This is a genomic window from Salimicrobium halophilum (assembly GCF_900100295.1).
In the GTDB taxonomy this organism is placed as follows: Bacteria; Bacillota; Bacilli; order Bacillales; family Halobacillaceae; genus Salimicrobium; species Salimicrobium halophilum.
In genome coordinates this window covers 97457-113167 of record NZ_FNEV01000002.1, presented here as the reverse complement: position 1 = coordinate 113167, position 15711 = coordinate 97457, and the positions used below count along the sequence as shown (strand labels likewise).

Sequence of the window (15711 nt, the reverse complement as noted above, 5' to 3'; positions counted from 1 at the left end):
TTTAGCATCATTTTCCTGAGAAAAAACAGACACCTTCTCACTTTTCTGAAAAAAAACACAATGAAAAAGAGCGAAACCGTCATCGATTCCGCCCTATGGTCCATTATTTCTCTTCTAAATCAAGCTCCCGATCTTCGCCCCACGTTTCATTCAAGTAATCGTCCCGACCGGAATTGTCGCGATAATAATCGTAGCGCCACTCATTCTTCTTATAATAATCCTGATGATACTCTTCGGCACGCCAGAACGTTTCAGCCTGCCGGACCGGAGTGACGATGTCCGAATCGAAACGACCGGATTCTTCCAGCTCCTGTTTGGAGTTTTCGGCTATCTCTTTTTGTTTTTCATTATGATAAAAGATAGCCGTCGTATATTGATAGCCCCGATCGACGAACTGCCCTTCGTCATCAGTAGGATTGATCTGTCGCCAGAATACGTCCAGGACCTCTTCGTAAGTGATAACGTCCGGATCATAATAAACCTGAACGGCTTCGATATGGCCGGTACCTCCCGCAGACACTTCCTCATACGTTGGGTTCTCCACATCTCCCCCCGTATAACCAGAGACGACACTGTGTATCCCTTTAAGTTTTTCAAATGGCGGTTCCATACACCAGAAGCATCCCCCGGCGAGCGTCGCAATTTCATACCCTTCCGGCACTTCCGTTTCCGCAATCGCATCACTTTCATAATTCCGTTTCGTCATATACGCGTAAGCTTCCGGAATGAGAAAGACAGCGGCCAGCACGAGGATCCCGAGACCGATTCCCCACTTCAGACGTTTCTTCATCGGAAAGCTCCTTTCTTCAAGGTATCGTACTTTAAAGATAGCACGCTTTCCCTCTCATCTCCATTCAACTGTTTCGCTTCCGGAAGCGCTCCATCGAGCTTTCCCCCTCAAGAGGCCGGTACTTCATTTGGAAGACTCTCTCTTCCTTCGGTTTTTTCAACTCTTCGTAAATTTCCTTCCCTTTCGTCAGGCCTACGTCATACGCTTCCTCCACGGTTTCTGCAAAATAAACGTCTTGCATGCCGGCAAACTGCATCACGGTATAACACATCGGACACGGTTCCCCGCTCGCATACATCGTGCAGCCCGATAAGTCATGAGTCTCCAGTTTTTCCTGCGCGCGCCTTACCGCTAGCATCTCTGCGTGACTGCTCGCATCATAATGGATGTGAAGCTCATTTACGCCTTCACTGACGATTTCCCCGTCTTTCACGAGCACCGCTCCGAACGGGTGCCCGCCTTCATCCACATTCTGTTTCGATAATTCTACAGCTCTTTTCAAAAAATCATCCATAGCTAACCCCTCCTGTACCCTAGGTATTCACCTTTTCTGAGAGGGTCAAACCGTCAGCCTCTTTTCATATAGTAGAACGCAAGAATCGTCATGATGGTCAAAAACACACCGAAAAACAGGAAAGCGATGACGATTCCTTTCGCAACACCACTATCTGTATCCGTGAACGAAGAGCCGTACGTATACTCCCCGACTCTCTCAGCTACCCGGTATCTGTCTCCATCCTTTACCGCCATTATTTCATCCGTTGATACACCAGGGACCCGGAAGTAAGCGGTCCCTTTTTCATAGGCGTTGGAAAAATTTCCGCCGTACTGTTCCATCTCAGAATGAGTAGTCACTTCCCCGATCCTCTCTCCAACTTCTGTAATGTAATCATCCGTCATCTTGTATTCGTACCCGTCCCAGACTACAAATGCATACGCCCAGGACGTGGCCGAAGCGGATACAGGGATGAGGAGCACCAACAAAATAAGAAAGGGGATTCTCATCAATCCGGCACCGTTACCGTTTCTTTTGTATCATCTTCGGTCGCGCTCCCTATCGAAACCGTAATGTTCCACTGATCCTTCTCTCTATCATAAGCGGCTTCTGTTATATCAAGCGGTCCTTTCTCAAAATCCTCCAAAGCTTTCCTCACCGCTTCCCGGTCTGTTTTATCGGCTCCTTCCGGCTGACGCAGTTCCCGAATCTCTGTTTCGAAGGCGGAAGCTTGACCTGGGTACGAAAGCTGAACCGATCCATGTGTCACTTTTACGTAACTACCGATTTCTGCCTCTGGAGCAACTTCGCTGAACCAGGTGGAATCCACAAGTATTTCCCCTTCTCTGGTTTCTGTCACGTAACCGGATGTTTCCATAGCTGAGACCTTCGTATAAACCGGATAATCGAAGGTGGAACGGATATAATCCGTCTCTTCCTCATCGAGTTCTTGGAGGAGGGTGACTTCTACGTCCATACTCCCTCTGCCGCAAGTGCTGAACGAAGAAATTTTCGGTCTGAGCGTTTCGTGTTTTTTTAATGTATTCATCACTTCTGTCAGTCTTTGCCCGCTCTCCTTCTGTGACACGCTGACCTCATCGATAAGGACCGCTCCTTCATTGTACGTATCTCTCACTCTCTCAACTATTTGTTCTACCGGTTCACGCTCTTCTTCAGACAAGTCCTGTTTCAACTGGACGACGATCGATGTTTCATCAATGAACATTCCTCCTATGCTCTTAAGATCTTCCATGGTCAAGCCTTCTTGTTGCATCTCCGCTTGAAAAGTTTCCTTACGTTCTGATTGGATAGCGGCCATCCTCGTATGTTTCCGTTCCTCAGGCACATTTCCGAGCTTTTGCTCATATCTATCCATCTCTTCTTCCGGTATCTCTTTTAACTTCTGTCCGTCCACTTCATACGTTGGACATGATTGCGCCGGATCCTCACTGTTCTTACTCTCCTCCGGGTCGTTATCGGTTGTAGTAGACGTCCCGCATCCTGCAAGTATGAATATGAACAATAGGCTTTGAATGAACTTCATCAAAACTTCCTCCTCATGCTTACGTGTGCTCAACCTTCTACTCTCATCAATCCGGCACTGTTACCGTTTCTTCTTCATCTTCCTCCATGATTCCTGTGGAGATCGTTACCTGCCACTCATCCTTCTCTTCGTCATACGTGACTTCCGTTACGTTCAGGCGCCCTTTTTCAAAAGAAGATAAAGCTTTCTTTACTACCTGACGATCCGTCTTGTCTGCTCCTTCAGGCTGTCGGGGATCCTGAATTTCCGTTTTATATGCAGCTCCCTGGGAAGGAAAGGACTCAGCAACAGGACCATGAGTAACTTTTACATAATCACCGACCTTCACTTCTCCCGGGGCATTACTGAACCAGCCGAAACCGACAAGCATCCCACCTTCTCTGACACCTGTTACATAACCTGCTGTTTCAGAGGCCATTACTTCGGCGTAAACCGGGAAATCAAATTCAGAAGTAAGATATTCCTTCTCCTCCTCTGTCATTTCTTCCAAGGTGGTAACTTGAATATCCATACTCTTCCCACCACAAGTACTTACAGACGAAAGCTTTTCATTAATCGTTTCATGCTCCCTTAGTGTATTGGAAACTTCTGTGATCCTTTGTTCTTTCTCTTTCACAGAAATAGCGACGTAATCCATGATCACCGCATCTTTGTTATAAGTGCTTCTCATTTGTTCAACAATCTGTTCTACCGGCTCACGCTTTTCAGAAGGTAACTCTTTTTTCAAGAGAACGACAACGGATGTATCCGCAAAAAACACATTTCCAAGTGCATCCATTTCGTCCATCGAGATTCCTTCTTGCTTCAAATGGGACTGAAACGTCTCGTATCGTTCCATTTGAACTGCTGCTGTGGCATCTGCCTGGTCATACTTCTCCAACTCCTCTTGCGGCACCTCATCGATAGTCTGGCCATCGACTTCACCGGAAGGACAAGATCGTTCCTGTTCCGAACTGTTCGATTTGCCCCCCGCATCACCTTTCATCGTTTCAGACTGTCCGCACCCCGCCAGTAAGAGCACGAATAAAAATACTTTGATCCATTTCAAAATTACTCCCTCCCTACCGATCTTCTATGTATTAGACAAAGGAAATGATCCTGTGGCTTATATTATTTAGAAAATCTCTCCAATTTCTGAATAAAAAAATCTCCTGCGGAATCCTCCGCAAGAGATCTCACCATTCCTTATACGTTTCATCGCCGCCTTTGTCCCACCATGTCTCACTTTTCATGTACTTTTTCCTGATTTTCTCCAAAACCTCTTCGCGTTCCTTCTCCCCGAGCTGTTCGATTTCTTTCAGAATGCGTTCTTTGCTATCCAATCCATTCACCTCCATCGTTACAGACCCATACCCGATTTTTCCGTCACCAAAAAGAAATCCTCATAGAAAAACGGCCTCATCGTAAGAAAATGAGACCGTCCCTTATTATCGGTTTATCAGTGATTGTTCAGATTCGAGCGGCTCGATCGCCCACTGTTTGTCATACATTGCATGCTTCTCAAGATTCGTCATCATCAGTTTCGCTTCCACGTAGGTTTGGAACACTTTCGTTTCGGTGCTTCCAGAAGATGTGAGTACTTTTCTGATTCCATGATCTTCGAATGTAATTTTGTACATTACTTTCCTCATCTCCTATCCGTGGATTCTTCCACATTCATAGGATTCGTAGGTACCACCAGGAGATTAGGGGGTCGATGGAAAAAATACCATCACGTGTTCTTCTGAAAAACTCTGTCCCCTTTGACGAATGTCTGCAGGACGCCAGACGAATAATCGAACGGATCCCCGCTCCAAAGGACGAGATCGGCATCTTTGCCCGGTTCGATGGAGCCTTTTGCATCACTTACGTCCAAATTTTTCGCCGCTTCGATAGTAATAGCATCCAGCGCCTTCTGTTTATCGAGACCATGGGCAGCTGCCTGGATCATCGACGTCCGTAAATGGGAGATCGGCACGACAGGATGATCGGTCGTCATCGCAAAAGGAACCTCATGATCCGCCAGCTCTTTATACGTTTCCCACGAAATGTTTCCAAGCTCGACCTTACTGCGATTCGAAAGTGTCGGACCGATAGTGAACGCTACGTCTCCGCTATACTTCCGGAGTTCATCCACGATGAGGTGACCTTCCGTGACATGCTCGATATGTAGGTCCAGTCCGAATTCTTCTTTGATACGGAGAGCGGTCAAAATATCATCAGCGCGATGCGCGTGGATAAACACAGGTATCTCTCCATCAAGGGCCTTCAGAAGGGGCTCCATCCGGATATCCCGTTCGCTTTGTTGCCTGTAATTTTCCGCTTTTACAAACTGCTCCCGAAGCATTGCCGCTACTCCCATCCGGGTGACGGGTGCTTTCCCGTTTTTGCCGTGGATGGCTTTCGGATTCTCTCCGAGCGCACATTTCAACCCTGCTTCTACCCGGATGACGCTTTCCGATAAAGGTCTGCGGGGCAGAACGTTCATCACAGTCGTCACGCCCCCCACTACATTAGCACTCCCCGGAAGGACATGTACCGTCGTAATTCCAGCTTCCGAAGCGTCAAGCAGACCACGGTCCCAAGGGTTGATACCATCAATCGCCCGCATATGAGGAGTGACAGGAGACGACGTTTCGTTGAAATCCGCTCCTTCCCATCCGTACCCTTCTTCGTCGATACCAAGGTGCGTGTGCGGATCGATCAACCCCGGCGTTAGGACTCCGCCCTTTCCATCGATGATTTCACAACCTACCTCGTTTATATCGTCACCGATCTCATGGATTGTTCCATGTTCGACTTTCACACTACCTGATGGAATCGTCTTCCCGGCAGAAGTCATAATCGTAACATTCTTGATCACTTTCATTGTCCGGTCCTCCTTCTATCATTGTTGTTCCAGAAAATCATGAACGTGACAGGCGAGTTGCACATTGAACCAGTCTTCGAAGTCACTGAAGTCAATATCAAGAATCGCCTGTATACGAGAGATTCTGTAGTAAAGCGTATTATGGTGGACGTTCAACACTTCCGTCACCTGTTTCAACTCTTTATCATAACGTACATAGCTAATCAGCGTCTCCATGAAATCGCTCTTCTTCTTCCTATCATATTGAAGAAGCGGTCCGAGAATGTCATCCACAAACAGGTTGAGTTCCTCTTCACTATGCTGCAGAAGGAAACGGCTGATGCCTGCACTGACGAAGCTGATGACTTTCGGGTCATTCTCCTTCGTCATCAACTCCATGCATTTCTCCGCATCCTCAAGAGAGTGATTGACGTTATTCAAATTTTTGTGGACTCGTCCGACACCAGTTTGAAGCGGGAGATGCCACGATTCCAGACGATCGACCAGTTGCTTCATTTCAAGTCGTGCCTGCTTTTTTCCGTTCTGTTCATCAAAACTGGCCATTGCAAATATATACGATCGATAATAAGCGACAATCCCCTTGATTCCCCTTTTATCAAATTCTTCCTCGAACGCTCTGATAATTTCTTCTTTCTTCCATTTTACGTGTTGAGGAAGCAATCCTGCAACAGATCCGGGAGTCAGTCGCGTTAGAACCATGCTGTAGTAATCTCCCGGGGTGAGACCCAGATTTGCCGCCTGGACCTCAAGCGTTTTCTGGGCTTTTCCGGAGAGAAGTCCTTCCACAAGCTCTCCTTTCACCCCCTGCTCTGCTTCCTTGATCGCCTCTTCTTTGGTCAGCTCCAGGGAAAGTACGGTCGCTCCATATTCGAATAGCACGATGTCATTCTCCACAATATCATCTTCAGGCATCCATACACATAGAAACCCCCAGATATCTTCGACCCCGATGATAGGAAGAACGATGAGCCGTTCTTTTTCTAGAGGAATCTGATTCCATTTATGCGTTTTCCGGACGTTCTTCACCCGGGGATGGGTAAGAAAAGAAGGCATCAATTCCTTCCTGGCCGCTCCCTCTGTCTCAAAATAAGGGTGAAGCAGAAAATCATAAACAGCGAAAGGATAAGAAATCGTCTGCTTCAATGCGTTGAAAATCGCTTCCGCTCCTTCCCCGCGTGCAGCAATATTCGTCAGCCGGTGGTGGAAGTCGGTTGTCCGTCTGACCATCTCATGCTCTTTCCTTAAGGCCTGCAGTGTCGTTTCGTATTCTTCCCGCTTCTTTTTCTCATTGGCATAGACCCGCCCATGCGTCAACACTATGGCCGCATGATCGGCAAGCGCCTTTACAAGACTCAGATCCGCTTGAGTGAAATAGCCTCCAGCCTCGAAACTATCGATCGTCAACACACCGAGAATCTCATTCTCGAACATAAGCGGTACGGAAATCATACAGTCCGGGAATTCACGTCCCTTTGTCGCTTTGATGTAGTGAGTATAGTTATAATCACTCATTGAAGTCATCGCTTTCCGGATATTCTTCTCTCCGTTGATCACTTCTGGAATCCCTGTTGCATAAACCTGTCCGCTCACCCCTTCCCCTTTCTTCAGTCTGGTCTTCCGGTAGCTTTCTTCCCGAAAACCGACGGCGGCATGAATCAATAATTTATCGATTTGTTTATCATGAAGAAACAGAAATCCGGTATCCGCAAACGGAACAGCTTCGATGACGGTCTGGATCACCACTTCAAGGATATCCTCGTCGTACATTTTCGAAGCGAGGGTATTGGCCATATCCGTCAATACCTGCGAGGCATGCTTATTCTCCTCGAATAAATACGTAAGCCAGGGAATCTGTTTCGACCAGAAGTCGACATCTATGTCCGTCTCTCCCTCCACCATCACCTGGTGATCCGGAAGTTCATAGATGACGATATCATCTTTCACGTAAAAAGAAGGAGGGACCTTCTCAGGGTCCTCCTTCACCCGGACAGGCAATGTAGAGGATGCATTGGAAATGACAGCCCTCGTCGCCCGATCGATAATATAAACTTGCTTCTCCTGATGACGGGTCAGATGGTCCCAGATACTTCCACTCATAATTCCACCTCGAATTTGTATATACAGATTGAACCTACAGTACAATTCCCTGTTTGACGGCGTCAACCCATTCGTAATATCTCTCAATCAGGACATGCTTATTCTTTTCATAGATGCGCCTGAGTTCCTGCACCGGCTCTTCGTGGTCATCCACCCGAAAATCGATATAAGGGAATTCGGCGATGTCGACGACTTTGATGACAGCAGACTGTTTTCCACGTTTGTCGCCACCTGCTGCATCTCCAGCCGCTAACGCTTCGAACAATCGCACCTCAAGTGGACCCTCGGAAGCTTCAAAAGCTTCAGCCATCTGCGAGAGGACTTCAGGATCTTCGAGCACATTTCCATGAACAGACCAGTTCTCCCCTATGATGCTTCCTTTGTATTCATCGTTTTCGACACCTGTATAAGAACTGCTGTTGCCATACTGATCCATAACGGCTACCTGACGTAACTCCTTACCAGGGTCATGCATCAGCAGATGATTCAATGTTTCATTGGCCGTGTACCCTTTTTTCAGATAGTCGATCCCTTCCTGCCCAAGGGGCGGATTCACCCATCCTTGCGTAAGAACGATACCTGTATCCGCTTCTATATGCGGACTATGCGCCCCTACCCCTGGAAAGCAGGTCGCGACTGCAGCTCCATATTTTCCGGTCTCTTTACATTTAGCAATAATTGAAAAAGTCATACTTACACCTCATGACAGGCTACATAGTGCCCTTTATTTCTCTCTCTGAATTCAGGCATCGTTTCTTTGCAATGCTCTTTGGCGATTGGACATCTCGGATGGAAAGGGCAGCCGGACGGAGGATTATCAGGACTCGGTATCTCTCCTTCGAGAAGCACCCGGTCCGTATTATGGTGTACATCCGGGACCGGCACCGAGGACAGCAACGCCTGTGTGTACGGATGAAGCGGGTTTTCATACAGCTCATCACTTTCACTCATCTCCACCATTTTTCCGAGATACATCACCCCGACCCGGTCACTGATATACTGAACGACACTCAAGTCATGCGCAATGAACAGATACGTAAACCCGTATTCTTCCTGAAGGTCGACGAGCAGATTGATGATCTGCGCCTGGATGGACACATCAAGAGCTGCCACCGGTTCATCAGCGACGATGAACTTCGGTTTAAGCGCGAGCGCTCGTGCAATACCGATCCTTTGCCGCTGTCCCCCTGAGAATTCGTGAGGATAGCGTTTGCGGTAATCGTCAGGAATACCTACGTCATCCAAAAGCTTCGTCACTCTTTCTTTACGCTCCTGTTTGTCCATGCCTGCTGCGACCATCGGCTCTTCAATGATCTCCTCGACAATCATCCTCGGATTGAGGGACGCATACGGATCCTGGAAAATCATCTGGAAGTCCTTCCGGCGCTTGTTCAATTCTTTCTTGCTCCAAGCCGACATGTCTTCCCCGTCGAATTCGATCGTCCCCTCGGTTTTGTCCAGAAGTTGCATGAGCAGTCGTCCTGTCGTAGACTTCCCGCAGCCGGATTCTCCTACGATCCCAAGCGTTTCTCCTTTGTACACCGTAAAATCAAGACCATCTACGGCTTTGACAATGCTCTTCTTTCTGAACAGACCGTTGGATACATCAAAATGTTTTCTCAGGTTCTTCACTTTCACCAGTTCTTCCGTCGCCATCGTTCTCCTCCTCTCCCATCAGCCAGCAGGCAGCCTGATGATCCTGTTTGTCGGCCGGTACGAGTTCCGGCTGTTTCTCACGACATACATCCATAACGAACGGGCATCTGTCCTGGAACCTGCACCCTTCAGGAAGGTTATGCAGGTTCGGAGGCTGGCCTTCGATCGGCTTCAGTCTCTCGCGGCTTCCGGGTTTCGGCAGGGAATGGATCAACCCTTGAGTATAGGGGTGTTGTGGATTGTCGAAAATATCCGCAACCGTTCCTTCTTCCACGATTTTACCGGCATACATGACCGCGACCCGGTCACACAATTCCGCTACGACACCGAGGTCATGGGTGATCATCATGATCGCCGTACCGGTGTCGTCGCGCAACTTCCTAAGAAGGTCCAACACCTGCGCCTGGATAGTGACATCAAGTGCTGTCGTAGGCTCGTCGGCGATGATCAGATCCGGATCACAGGCGAGCGACATCGCGACAACCCCGCGCTGGCGCATTCCGCCACTGAACTGGTGCGGATACTGGGACGCCCGTTTTTCCGGAGATGGAATCCCCACTTTCGTAAGCATATCAATCGCACGTTTCCAGGATGATTTTTTATCCTTCTTCTCATGAATGATCGGCATCTCGGCAATCTGTGTCCCGACTTTATAGGCGGGGTTAAGGGAAGTCATCGGATCCTGAAATACCATGGACATGTCTTTCCCCCGGATCTGCCTCATTTCCTTTTCCGTTTTTGATAGAAGATCTTCTCCATGATAGAGAATCTCCCCCGATACCTTTTCACTGCTTTTTGCTCCGATGAGGCGCATGATCGATTGGGAGGTCACACTCTTCCCACAGCCCGACTCTCCTACGATCGCGAGGATTTCCCCTTTTTCCACATGGAGATCGACCCCGTCGACAGCTTTGACGACACCGTCGTTCGTATGGAAATGCGTCTTAAGGTCTCTGACTTCCAAAATGTTATCAGCCATTTCCGTTCTCCTTTCTTCTATCATGACGATTCATTCTTCAATTTAGGATCGAGCGCGTCACGCAAACCGTCTCCCATCACGTTGAAGCTGAACACAGCCAAAGTGATCGCAATTCCCGGGAAGACTGCAATCCACCATGCCGTTTCCATCCAGTTCTTCCCTTCACTCAGCATAATGCCCCACGAAGGCGTATCCGGGGATACTCCAAGACCGAGGAAACTCAGGGCTGCTTCTGCAAGAATGGCGAAGGCGAAAGATAGTGTCACCTGTACGATGAGCGGCGCCATACTGTTCGGCAGAATGTGCTTCCACATAATCTTCCTGTTACTGACGCCCATCGATTTCGCTGCATCAATGTAAAGTGAGCTTTTGATCGAAAGGACGGCCCCTCGGGCAATACGGGCAAAGATAGGCGTATAGACGATTCCGATCGCAATCATCAGATTCGTCAGGCTCGGCCCGAGAATTGCCATGATGACAAGTGCAAGAAGAATATCCGGAAAAGAAAAGAGAACGTCCGTAAATCGGGACAGAACCATATCCACCCAGCGCCCATAATAAGCTGCAACCAGCCCGATCAATGTTCCGAGTACGAGCGATATTCCTACGGAAATGATACCTACCTGCAGTGAAATCCTCGTCCCATAAATGATGCGGCTCAATATATCACGACCGAACTGATCCGTCCCCATCAAATGGGCCAGACTCGGGCCGGCCAACGAATCGCTCGTCGACATTTCATACGGATCATACGGAGCGATAAGCGGGGCCAGAATAGCGAAAATGATGAACATAACCGTCATCCCGAGCCCGAACAGAGCGATTTTGTTTTTCTTGAATTGATACCATATTTCGTTCAACGGAGATTCCTCCTTCTAGTAACGGATTTGCGGATTCAGAAACCCATAGATTATATCTACGATCAGATTGACGATAACGAAGGCACTTGCGATGAAAAGGATCGTCCCTTGAAGAAGGGCATAATCGCGGTTCGTGATCGCCTGCAGTGCCAATTGTCCGACACCCGGCAGACCGAATATCTGCTCGACGACGACGGACCCTCCAAGCAGGTAACCGGTCTGGATTCCGAGAACCGTAACCACCGGTACGAGCGCATTCTTCAAGGCATGCTTAGTAATCAATCGCCGACTGGATACGCCCTTGGCACGGGCCATCTTAATATAGTCCTGATTGGTCACTTCGAGCATCGAGGAGCGTGTCATTCTCATTGCCACGGCTCCGACAGCTGTACCTAGCGCAATAGCCGGCAGAATCATGCTCTGCAGGTTCCCCCATACGCTTTCATATAGGCCGACGAATCCGCCTGACGGAAACCATCCGGCCCACAATGAGAAGAAGAGGATCATCAGCGTACCGAGCCAGAAGTTCGGAATCGAAATGCCGAGCATTCCGAACAGGCTAGCTCCGTAATCGAACTTACTGTTTCTTTTGAGAGCTGCAATAGTACCGAGCGGAATAGCCAGAATAACTGCAATGACCACGCTCAACAGTGCCAGTTCAATCGTCACCGGTAAACGGAGAAGGATAGCTTCAAGCACCGGTGTATTCGTGAAATGGGAGAAACCGAAATCCCCCTGCAGTACGTTCGTCAACCAGAGGATATACTGCGTAATGATCGGTTCATCCAAACCGTACTGGGCCCGCAGCGCCTCTGCCTGTTCCGGGGTGTAGCTGTTCCCGAGCATAGCCGTCACGGTATCCCCCGGTACAAGACGCACCATAAAGAAAGCGATCAGCGAAATACCGAAGAGTACCGGTATCGCGATAAGTAGTCTCCTGATTATGTAAGCAATCATTGTCTTTCCCCTTTCTTCCCTCTGTATGAAAGAAAGCGGCCATCTCCCCCGGCCGCTTCCCTCGTACATGGTTATTCTACTTTCGTATCTTCAAGAGAAATCGTCGTTACTGTAGGATCCACCACGAAATCCTGAACGCGGTCTCTTACCCCGGAAATCTGCGGGTTGGCATAAAGGAAAGCCATCGGTGCGTCTTCAGCGATTAATTTCTGCGCCTCTGCATAGATCTCCGCGCGTTTCTCCTGATCCATCTCTTTTCTTCCCTGTTCCAGAAGCTGGTCGACTTCTTCATTGGAATAATTCTGCTGGTTATACATTCCTTCCGTATGGAAAATGTTATACAGGAACTCGTCCGGATCTACGAATCCTACCCAGCCGACGACGGTCGTTTCGAAATCACCACTACCGAGCGCTTCAAAGAATACACTATCTTCCTGTGATACGACATCAAGCATAATGCCGACTTCTTCAAGCTGCTGCTTGATTACTTGTGCTGCATCAATCTGAGACTGATTCGTACTTACTTTCATGGAAAGTTCAAGACCATCTCCGTAGCCGGCTTCTTCAAGAAGCTGCTGAGCCTTCTCAGGATCCGGTTCCGGGTAAATATCCTCTTCCAGATGAGCCCAGTGGTTCTGTGGAATGTTTCCACTTAGGAGCGGACTAGCTTCTCCGAACTTCACAACTTCATTGATGGCACCGCGGTCGAGGGCCCAGGCAATCGCCTGACGTACTTTCTCGTCTTGAAGCGGTTCCGCTTCAACGTTCATACCCATATACTCCCAATACGTGCCTGGTACACTCTCGACATTCACACCTTCTGCCTGGTCAAGCAAGTCGACATCCTGCGGCTGTGCCTGCAGAAGAATGTCCAATTCGCCGTTACGGATGGCTGTAGAACGAGCCGTCGCATCCGGAATGGAACGCCATACGACTTCATTCAAGTGCGGTTTGCCTTCTTTGAAATAGTCTTCGTTTTTCACAAGGACCATTTCCTGGTCTTTCGTCCAGCTATCAAGCTTGAATGGACCACTTCCGGCATCCGCGTTATCCAACTCTCCTCCGTTCTCTTCGACGATCGTCTGATTGACGACTGTGTTCATCGGATACGCAAGGAAAGTAAGGAACGGTGCTACCGGCTCACTAAGTGTAATCACCACTTCCGTTTCAGATGGTGTCTCGATAGATTCCACCTCGGAGAACTGGTTGGCGCGGACACCTTTTTCGATGATCCGTTCAATAGAATATTTCACGTCTTCCGAAGTGAGTGCATCTCCGTTATGGAAAGTCACTCCTTCATGAAGCGTCATCGTATACGTCGTTTCGTCATCAGACAGTTCATAATCTGCGACCAGATCTCCTTCGATCTCCCCGTATTCGCCTGGTACGTATCGGAACAGCGTATTGTACATGTTCTCTATGTATCTCATGGACGCAGCGTCCGTTACGACGTGAGGATCAAGGCTTTCGGCTTCCGATAAATCAGCGATTGTAAGCGTACCGCCTTCAGCTGCAGTTTCAGAGCCGGTATCCCCTTCACTCTCAGAGTCCTGTTCGGCATTTTCAGGGTTCGTACACCCGGCAAGCACAATGACTAGAAGTACAAGTAACCCAAACCATTTCTTCATTCGTCTCTCTCCCTTTGTGATGAATTTGTTCGAAAATACTGTAAATTCATCATACATGAAAACGGTTTATTTCTATTCGGAATAAATACTGAATTTAAATAATTGTTTTGGGTACTTATCATGAATAACGTAATACGGATAAAGACGTAGGATGAAAAAACTCCAGGTGGTAATCCACCCGGAGTTCGGTTCACTTACCTATCCAACTGCCGCTTTCTACGGAGCAGATCTTGAAACTCAGCATCCAACTCGTCGGATGGTTCCAGGCTGAGACGACCTATCACCTCCGACAATCTCGTTTCTATCTTCAGGCGTTCCTCTTCTCCCGGATCTACCTGCCTTTCTTTATGATTCATGAATTCATGGAATGACCCATCAAAAATCGATAACTCTTCCTTCTCAACATGAAACACGCGGGTTGCGATACGTTCCAGAAAGCGCCGGTCATGAGAAGCGACGAGAACGGTCCCTGCATAGTCCGTGAGCAGGTCTTCCAGAGCTTCTACTGCCTCGATGTCCAAATAGTTCGTAGGTTCATCCAGAAGCAGCACATTGGAGTCATCAAGAAACAATTTGGCGAACCCCGTCTTCACCCGCTCCCCTCCACTCAGCACCTCCACCTTCTTATAAACATCCTCGTTGAAAAAGCCGAGACGGGACAAGACAGTACGAACAATCGTTTCCTCCTGGGAAGACGCTTCCCTGACATTATCCAATATCGTCCGATTTACATCCAGACCTTCCAGCATTTGCTGAAAGTAACCGATCTTTACGGCAGGCGAGACCTTCACCCCTTTTTCTTCCATTATATAGTTCAAAAGCGTCGTTTTCCCACTGCCGTTCTTTCCTGTCACCGCTATTTTGTCCCCGCCATTCACATGAAAAGACTTTGGTCCCCATAATATTTTCTTACCTATCTTGCCTTCGAGATTTTCCGCTCGAATTATGATCCTCCCTTTCAAACTCTCTTCATTTAAAATGTTCATGCGTAAGGAAGGATGGTCTTTCACTTTCTCCACTTTCTCCATTTGTTCCAGACGCTTCTCAAGCGCCGAGGACGTCTTGTTCAATTTTTTTTGCTTCTTGGCATAATAAGGTTTGGAGGCTTTCGATTCCACACTCTTCGGTTCCTTTGTCGCCCTCTGCGCTTTTTCATTTTTCTTTTGAATCGCTTCTGTCAGCTGCTTTTTCTTGTTGATATATTTGTCGTATTCCTTTTCATGATGAAGGCGACGTCTATGTTTCTCCTTTTCATAAGCCGTGAACGTTCCAGGAAAACATCGGACCTTCCCATCGTCGATCTCCCAAATCTCCGTCACAAGCGAATCGAGAAACGCCCTGTCATGACTTACGATCACAAGTGCTCCGTCGAAGTTTTTCAGCTCCACTTCCAGCCTTTCCACATTCTCCATATCGAGATGTGTCGTCGGTTCATCCAGAAGTAGCACTTCCTTCTTCCGCGAAAATAGTCGATCCAGATATTCTCTCGAAAGCTCTCCTCCACTTTTGCCATCGCTCTTCTCCTTGAGTTGGGATAATAGTTCGACCCTGGAACTTTCTGAAGCCATACGCTCGAGCAACGTCGTCTTTCCACTTCCATTTTTACCGATCAGACCAATCCGATCGCCGTTTTTCACCTCTACTTCTTCTATAGTAAGAAGGGGCTCCCCTTCCACTTCGAGCACTACGTCCGTCAGATTCATTATCATAGACCCACCCTTTCTCCGCATAAGTCAGGCAGGATTCCCACTAAAAAATCCTGCCCCGACACAGGCGTCAGGAACAGGATACGCGCTTTTTTTCGCATACGAAAAACAGGCATAAAAAAGTAATCCTGATTCCAAACGTCTGTGAAGA

16 protein-coding genes are annotated in these 15711 nt (G+C 48.2%); all 16 read right to left on the bottom strand.

Annotated features, from left to right (window positions below; translation table 11 throughout):
- Positions 1-103: 103 nt before the first annotated feature.
- A complete protein-coding gene (gene msrA / locus BLQ44_RS03795; protein WP_093192264.1) occupies positions 104-790 on the bottom strand; it encodes a peptide-methionine (S)-S-oxide reductase MsrA in 687 nt (228 codons plus the stop codon).
- A gap of 64 nt (positions 791-854) precedes the next feature.
- Positions 855-1304, bottom strand: coding sequence for a nucleoside deaminase (locus tag BLQ44_RS03790; protein ID WP_093192262.1), 450 nt, complete (start codon positions 1302-1304; stop codon positions 855-857).
- 53 nt (positions 1305-1357) lie between these two features.
- Positions 1358-1795 (bottom strand): hypothetical protein, encoded by a 438-nt coding sequence (locus tag BLQ44_RS03785; RefSeq protein WP_093192260.1) that lies wholly within the window; start codon positions 1793-1795, stop codon positions 1358-1360.
- On the bottom strand, positions 1795-2829 hold the full coding sequence (locus BLQ44_RS03780; RefSeq protein ID WP_093192259.1) for a hypothetical protein: 1035 nt from the start codon (positions 2827-2829) through the stop codon (positions 1795-1797). The genes BLQ44_RS03785 and BLQ44_RS03780 overlap by 1 nt, the downstream gene beginning before the upstream one ends.
- A 46-nt stretch (positions 2830-2875) precedes the next feature.
- Positions 2876-3877, bottom strand: a complete 1002-nt coding sequence (locus BLQ44_RS03775; RefSeq protein ID WP_093192257.1) for a hypothetical protein — start codon at positions 3875-3877, stop codon at positions 2876-2878.
- A gap of 127 nt (positions 3878-4004) precedes the next feature.
- Entirely contained in the window at positions 4005-4151 is a 147-nt protein-coding gene (locus tag BLQ44_RS16460; protein WP_176757418.1) for a hypothetical protein, read from the bottom strand.
- Between the two features lie 105 nt (positions 4152-4256).
- Positions 4257-4448 carry a hypothetical protein gene (locus BLQ44_RS03770; protein WP_093192255.1) on the bottom strand — a complete coding sequence of 64 codons (192 nt, stop codon included), beginning with the start codon at positions 4446-4448 and terminating at the stop codon, positions 4257-4259.
- A 92-nt stretch (positions 4449-4540) separates the two neighbouring features.
- Positions 4541-5677, bottom strand: a complete 1137-nt coding sequence (locus BLQ44_RS03765) for an amidohydrolase (RefSeq protein ID WP_093192253.1) — start codon at positions 5675-5677, stop codon at positions 4541-4543.
- An 18-nt stretch (positions 5678-5695) separates the two neighbouring features.
- Complete coding sequence (locus BLQ44_RS03760; protein ID WP_093192251.1) at positions 5696-7774, bottom strand: helix-turn-helix domain-containing protein; 2079 nt, start codon at positions 7772-7774, stop codon at positions 5696-5698.
- Positions 7775-7808: 34 nt separating this feature from the next.
- Complete coding sequence (locus tag BLQ44_RS03755) at positions 7809-8465, bottom strand: DUF1028 domain-containing protein (protein ID WP_093192249.1); 657 nt, start codon at positions 8463-8465, stop codon at positions 7809-7811.
- Between the two features lie 2 nt (positions 8466-8467).
- Positions 8468-9430, bottom strand: coding sequence for an ABC transporter ATP-binding protein (locus BLQ44_RS03750; RefSeq protein WP_093192247.1), 963 nt, complete (start codon positions 9428-9430; stop codon positions 8468-8470).
- The gene (locus BLQ44_RS03745; RefSeq protein WP_093192245.1) at positions 9381-10409 is read right to left on the bottom strand and encodes an ABC transporter ATP-binding protein; all 1029 of its coding nucleotides are present in this window, start codon (positions 10407-10409) and stop codon (positions 9381-9383) included. Before BLQ44_RS03745 ends, BLQ44_RS03750 begins: the two co-directional genes overlap by 50 nt.
- A gap of 20 nt (positions 10410-10429) precedes the next feature.
- Positions 10430-11269: an ABC transporter permease gene (locus BLQ44_RS03740; RefSeq protein ID WP_093192242.1), complete on the bottom strand. Its 840-nt coding sequence runs from the start codon at positions 11267-11269 to the stop codon at positions 10430-10432.
- Positions 11270-11284: 15 nt separating this feature from the next.
- Positions 11285-12226: an ABC transporter permease gene (locus BLQ44_RS03735; protein WP_093192240.1), complete on the bottom strand. Its 942-nt coding sequence runs from the start codon at positions 12224-12226 to the stop codon at positions 11285-11287.
- 71 nt (positions 12227-12297) lie between these two features.
- Positions 12298-13854, bottom strand: a complete 1557-nt coding sequence (locus BLQ44_RS03730) for an ABC transporter substrate-binding protein (protein ID WP_093192238.1) — start codon at positions 13852-13854, stop codon at positions 12298-12300.
- A 194-nt stretch (positions 13855-14048) separates the two neighbouring features.
- Complete coding sequence (abc-f, locus tag BLQ44_RS03725) at positions 14049-15563, bottom strand: ribosomal protection-like ABC-F family protein (protein ID WP_093192236.1); 1515 nt, start codon at positions 15561-15563, stop codon at positions 14049-14051.
- Positions 15564-15711: the final 148 nt, after the last annotated feature.

Coding starts and splice junctions, on each gene's coding strand:
- BLQ44_RS03750 (WP_093192247.1), bottom strand. CDS start 9,430: ATGGCGACGGAAGAACTGGTGAAAGTGAAGAACCTGAGAAAACATTTT.
- BLQ44_RS03785 (WP_093192260.1), bottom strand. CDS start 1,795: ATGAGAATCCCCTTTCTTATTTTGTTGGTGCTCCTCATCCCTGTATCC.
- BLQ44_RS03735 (WP_093192240.1), bottom strand. CDS start 12,226: ATGATTGCTTACATAATCAGGAGACTACTTATCGCGATACCGGTACTC.
- BLQ44_RS03790 (WP_093192262.1), bottom strand. CDS start 1,304: ATGGATGATTTTTTGAAAAGAGCTGTAGAATTATCGAAACAGAATGTG.
- BLQ44_RS03755 (WP_093192249.1), bottom strand. CDS start 8,465: ATGACTTTTTCAATTATTGCTAAATGTAAAGAGACCGGAAAATATGGA.
- BLQ44_RS03765 (WP_093192253.1), bottom strand. CDS start 5,677: ATGAAAGTGATCAAGAATGTTACGATTATGACTTCTGCCGGGAAGACG.
- BLQ44_RS03780 (WP_093192259.1), bottom strand. CDS start 2,829: ATGAAGTTCATTCAAAGCCTATTGTTCATATTCATACTTGCAGGATGC.
- abc-f (WP_093192236.1), bottom strand. CDS start 15,563: ATGATAATGAATCTGACGGACGTAGTGCTCGAAGTGGAAGGGGAGCCC.
- BLQ44_RS03730 (WP_093192238.1), bottom strand. CDS start 13,854: ATGAAGAAATGGTTTGGGTTACTTGTACTTCTAGTCATTGTGCTTGCC.
- msrA (WP_093192264.1), bottom strand. CDS start 790: ATGAAGAAACGTCTGAAGTGGGGAATCGGTCTCGGGATCCTCGTGCTG.
- BLQ44_RS03760 (WP_093192251.1), bottom strand. CDS start 7,774: ATGAGTGGAAGTATCTGGGACCATCTGACCCGTCATCAGGAGAAGCAA.
- BLQ44_RS03745 (WP_093192245.1), bottom strand. CDS start 10,409: ATGGCTGATAACATTTTGGAAGTCAGAGACCTTAAGACGCATTTCCAT.
- BLQ44_RS03770 (WP_093192255.1), bottom strand. CDS start 4,448: ATGTACAAAATTACATTCGAAGATCATGGAATCAGAAAAGTACTCACA.